The sequence below is a fragment of the Rothia sp. HMSC069C01 genome (assembly GCF_001814655.1).
GTDB lineage: Bacteria > Actinomycetota > Actinomycetes > Actinomycetales > Micrococcaceae > Rothia > Rothia dentocariosa.
Map to the genome: position 1 here is coordinate 1 of NZ_KV817399.1, position 4,727 is coordinate 4,727.

The 4,727-nt window shown below is 51.3% G+C and carries 5 protein-coding genes and 1 pseudogene; 2 read left to right on the forward strand and 4 right to left on the reverse strand.

Annotated features, from left to right (window positions below; all coding sequences use genetic code 11):
• From HMPREF2981_RS06710 to HMPREF2981_RS06720, 4 genes and pseudogenes are all read right to left on the reverse strand, one after another.
• Window positions 1–367: pseudogene (locus tag HMPREF2981_RS06710) on the reverse strand (hypothetical protein); the annotation flags it as partial.
• The gene (locus tag HMPREF2981_RS10645; RefSeq protein ID WP_246825364.1) at window positions 360–497 is read right to left on the reverse strand and encodes a peptide methionine sulfoxide reductase; all 138 of its coding nucleotides are present in this window, start codon (window positions 495–497) and stop codon (window positions 360–362) included. The gene HMPREF2981_RS10645 and the pseudogene HMPREF2981_RS06710, both read right to left, overlap by 8 nt.
• Before the next feature lie 49 nt (window positions 498–546).
• Window positions 547–966 carry a hypothetical protein gene (locus HMPREF2981_RS06715; RefSeq protein ID WP_210398820.1) on the reverse strand — a complete coding sequence of 140 codons (420 nt, stop codon included), beginning with the start codon at window positions 964–966 and terminating at the stop codon, window positions 547–549.
• A 146-nt stretch (window positions 967–1,112) separates the two neighbouring features.
• A complete protein-coding gene (locus HMPREF2981_RS06720; protein WP_070661852.1) occupies window positions 1,113–1,481 on the reverse strand; it encodes a hypothetical protein in 369 nt (122 codons plus the stop codon).
• 384 nt (window positions 1,482–1,865) lie between these two features.
• Between HMPREF2981_RS06720 and HMPREF2981_RS06725 the strand changes: the two genes are divergently transcribed.
• On the forward strand, window positions 1,866–4,499 hold the full coding sequence (locus HMPREF2981_RS06725; protein ID WP_070661853.1) for a DUF6531 domain-containing protein: 2,634 nt from the start codon (window positions 1,866–1,868) through the stop codon (window positions 4,497–4,499).
• Window positions 4,445–4,727: RHS repeat protein (locus HMPREF2981_RS10650; RefSeq protein ID WP_168165926.1), on the forward strand; the 283-nt coding region annotated here is incomplete at its 3' end. The genes HMPREF2981_RS06725 and HMPREF2981_RS10650, both read left to right, overlap by 55 nt.

Sequence of the window (4,727 nt, forward strand, 5' to 3'; positions counted from 1 at the left end):
GGTACGAGACCCTGCACACCCACAAACCCCACACCACAGAAGGAAGACCCAGAACCAAAAACGTGAAATTGATCCAGATAACCGGTATTTCCGGTGATCCACCAGAGAGGACACGGTCAAAGAAAGATACTTGCATCAGGAGGATCAAAATAAGAAGCACCCACAGAAGCATCTTCATGAACCATGAGGCTTGTACCCGCACCGAGGCCAACACCCGCACCACAGCCCGAGGGTCAGAGGCTTCTTCTACTATCTGCTGGATTTTCTGCTCACGCTCACGCCGACGTCCTTCAAACACGGCTGAGAGCCAGAATGTTGTTGCTACAAACGTGACGCAGATGATTCCATAGATTAGTCCGTCACTCATCAGAGACTACCGTTCCCGATGTGCCGGTCTGAAAACTAGCCTCAGGGGCTTCGGATTCCCCACGAGTATTTTTACTGTTGCCGCCGTAGGCTTTCGCCCCAGCCGTGAAACCAGACTTGATAGTACTCACCCCATCCTCATAAACACCAAGCAAATTAATCCTTGAACCGCTCAGATACCTACCGTGTAATTACAGACTTCGCATACACAAAATCCTCTACCTCAGGAACTACGCGAACATACTCAGCACCAGGTGTAGGACTCCCCACCGGCCTTAGCCCCACATCACGCTGATCTAAATGAGCGCTAGCAGGCACCTCCAACAAACGATACACCCACCGAAAATCTGTCACATACGCAGCAAGCGCACACATGTCAGACGTGGATAACGGATTAGCCCAATACCCATAATCCAGCCGAAACGCAATCTGCGACCCCACATACACGCAGTTATACATCCCCGGCACAAACCGCGCCTTATACCCCTGCCGAGTCTGCACCTCAAACACCCCATGCTCTGTATTACGAGGATCAAAATAATACCCAGCAATCGCATGATACGGAAAACTCTTTCGAGCACCACCCAAAGGTTTATGCACAATCTCCGCACGCCGAAAATTCACATAATCATCACGACCGAACCTAATGCAAAAAACAGCAACAGGAAACGTCACACAAACAACAAAAATAAAAGGGACGTATTCTTCCGAAGGCCTTCTCGCAATAAAAGCTAGAATAATATAGCCTACAAAAATATGATTGTTATCATCATGGCCCATCCTGCAATGGGGAATAACAAAGGCCGCCTCTGAACAATGTTCGTAAAACTCTCCACGAACTCCTCGACATCCCTAGCAGGAACAGATTCAGGAGTTTCTCCCAAAGTATCAGAGCGCTCATTCTTATGCACAGCACTTCCCTCAGCAGACGAGTCTTCTCCTGCCTTGCCGAATGTTGGCACACGATGCGAGGACGGTGTGGCACCCCAGTCCATGGCATACGCCGAGGTTATTTTCTGATAGTAGTTCTTTTGTTTTTTCTCGCTTCGATACGAGAGGTAACTACAGATAACGATGCCACTAAAGATGAGGGAATAATAAATATAGTTTCCCATTGCTGTTACTCTCCAGGCCCCTTATACTCCTTATCCCTATTATTCCTACCAATAACTTATGATTTCGACCTTTAAGTCAGGACTTCCTGCGAGCGAGTACAGTGCCTACACTGCCGGAGGTAGAAATCTAAACATCACTACTTAAAGGCCAGGTTGGTTATACCCGACCGATGCATGCCCGTTCCCGTATATGCATGATTCGGCAACCGCCTCACGCGCGAAGCAGCCCGACATGCCGCGCCTAAATGTACTGTTCATGACGAATATCCTTGACTAACCCTTATGTGAAGGTTAGGGTAAATATATCCTATACAGTGTTCTGTGACACCCACAAACATTAACTATATCTACGTTGATATAACCACAACCACACAAGGAGCAGCTATGCCGCACGTCCGCCCTGAACCTATCGCCCCTGAAAACAGCGGTTCACCAAGTTCTTTGGGCGGTAAGCCGGCGCCTATGCCTGAGCTCAAGCATGTTGATCCTCCGCAAAGCTCTGTTGACGACAACATGAGTATCGGCACGGCTGATAAGCCGCGCGCTATGCCTGACGTTCAGTTTGATGATGGGGCATCCGATAACCTCAGAAATGCGCTGAATTCTGCCGCAGACACTATCGAAACCCAGCAGGGCGGGCGAGACGGTCTTTTTGATACTGCACGAGATAAATTTGAGGGCAAATACGCCCACGACTTTCATATGTGCCACGTACAACTTGCCAATAACTCCGCCAACGTTGTGGCGATGCTCCGTTATGGCGCGAAGCTGGTAGATTACATCAAAGAGTGCGCACATGTTGAAAACGAAAACCGTAAGAAAGCCCGGGAGTGGGAGAACCGCAACGGTTTGCAGCAAACTTGGGATGGTGTTGTTCTCAACAAACACCGTCCCGATTATGCTCCCAACCCGTCGAAACCTGCTGAGCCTGGCTCTGCCCCGCAGCGCGATGTCAATGCTGGCGCCCCTGATGCATCCGGCGGTACTTCCTCTGCTATTCCAGAGAACCTCGACGGCTACAATACTGCCTGTGTATCCTACGACAACGAAGCAGGGCTCAAGCATACCGACATTACGAATGCGCTAAACACCTACACAAGTTTGTGCCATCACGGGTCGCTCGATATCAGCGAAACAATCAACAGCATGGCGGGGTGGCTTCAACAGAGCAACCAGGTCAATACCTGGGTTTCTGGAGTTGCCCAGGATTTTAGGGATGCTGGGTCTGGCACCGGTAACATCAAAACCGTCTCGAATGCATATCTGGATCAGCGTATGCAGGAGCGTGGAACTGGTGCTCCTCAGGTTCAGAAAATCGAGGTTCATCCCGCTCAGGTCACGGGCGAAATCCCTACTTCCGGATTCGCAAATGATCCGGTAAACGTGGCAACGGGTAACTTCATTGAGCCTGAAACCGACCTTTCTTTCCCGGGAACTTTTGCGCGTAATCTGAACCTGAAACGTATGTATAACAGCTTGGCTGTGACTAACTCGCAAGATATTCCTTCAGGTGTTTTTGGCATCGGATGGTCCTCTACTCTGGATCAGCGTCTTGAGTTTGATGCCGATAAAGCATCATGGTTTACCGCCGATGGGCGCATCCTCACGTTCGCGCGTGAAGGTGAAGGATTCGCGCGTGCCTCTGGGGAAGCATGGTGGCTGACAAAGGCAGAACCGGGCTCTGATGCGTATGCGCGTATCGAAGCCTTGCAGCGTGAAACACAGCAACAGCTCAAGAATTCTCGTGGCTTAGATGAATCCGCAGTTCAAGCTTTCACGCAGGAACCCTTCTATTGGATCGTGATGAATAATGCTCACGAATCCTTTGGGTTCAGCGCTTCTGGGGATTGGGTGAGTGCTACTGATGGGCACCCATCAAATACTGTGGTCGCATTCCGTGATGCGCAGGGGCAGGTTACAGATCTGGTGCATCCAGGATCCCAGCGCGGAATTCGTGTGAACTATGAAGCGCTAGTTCAAAGCACTGAGGCTCCCGAGTATCGCCCGATTAGTGCTTATACCTATAACACGACCGGTACCGAAGCCGATACGCCACTAATGGCCGCCGAATATTCGTATGAGGGTGAGCATCTGACGAGTGTGACAACAAATGCGGGTGTCCGTTCGTATACTCACACAGATGCCGGACTTATCCGTGAGGTTATCAATGCCACCGGGATTGTAGAGGTTACCAACACCTACGATGAACTGGGCCGGGTAGCTCACCAGCTCACCGAGTATGGGCGCGAAGTTTCGTACACCTATACCCCGAGCTTGGTTACTATTGTGGCGGATGCTGAAACAGGGGATAACTCTAACCTCTGGACAAGCGATTCTAAGGGGCGTTTGATCGGAATCACCGCCACCGACGGCAGCCGTCAGACCATGCGGTACGATTCTTTCGGAAACCGTGTGGGTATTACTGAGCGCGATGGTTCTAGGACCGCGCGCGTATTCGATAACCGAGGCAGGCTGAAGCGTGAACGTACCCCTGAGGGTACCGACTACACCTACGGGTGGGATGAACACGATCGCATAACCGGCGTATCTGTGCGGGATGCACGTGATCCCCGCAATCTGGGTACGCCAATGACCGTGAGCTATGAATATGCGGATTCGGTGAACCCAAACCCAAGCGCTGTGATTGACGCAGACGGTGCTCAGACGCTTTATGATTGGGACGACAGGGGTCTTCTTACCCGAGTCACTGACCCAACGGGTGTATCCACAACCTTCGAGTACGATGCTTACGGTGATCTCGTCCTCGTGACAAACGGTGCGGGTAATACTACAACCTTGATACGTGATGACCACGGACGTGTTATTGGGGTTATAGATCCGCTCGGTCGTCGTGGTACGGCGACGTACAATTCTTCAGGCGCGCTTGCGAGTATCGAAAACGCAGATGGTGCCCGCTGGACTTTTGCGTACCCCGAGGTTGCCGTAGAATCCCTACCGCGCTTGTGCGTAACAGCACCAATACGTCTTGGAGTCGTGGAAATCTCCCCATTTCGGTAACGGATCCCTACGGTGCCACTATCCGGTTTACCTACAATGCAGGCGGAGAAATCGCTAGTGTCACTAACCCGCTAGGTCATACGACCGAAGGCACTTTTGACACATGGGGTAACCTCGTTGGCCTCACTACCGCCAGCGGTGCCGTATGGAATTACGTTTATGATGGTTTGTCTCAGTTGGTTGAGGCTACTGACCCGAGCGGCGCTGTCACCCGGTATTCCTATGATT

Coding starts and splice junctions, on each gene's coding strand:
- HMPREF2981_RS06720 (WP_070661852.1), bottom strand. CDS start 1,481: ATGGGAAACTATATTTATTATTCCCTCATCTTTAGTGGCATCGTTATC.
- HMPREF2981_RS06725 (WP_070661853.1), top strand. CDS start 1,866: ATGCCGCACGTCCGCCCTGAACCTATCGCCCCTGAAAACAGCGGTTCA.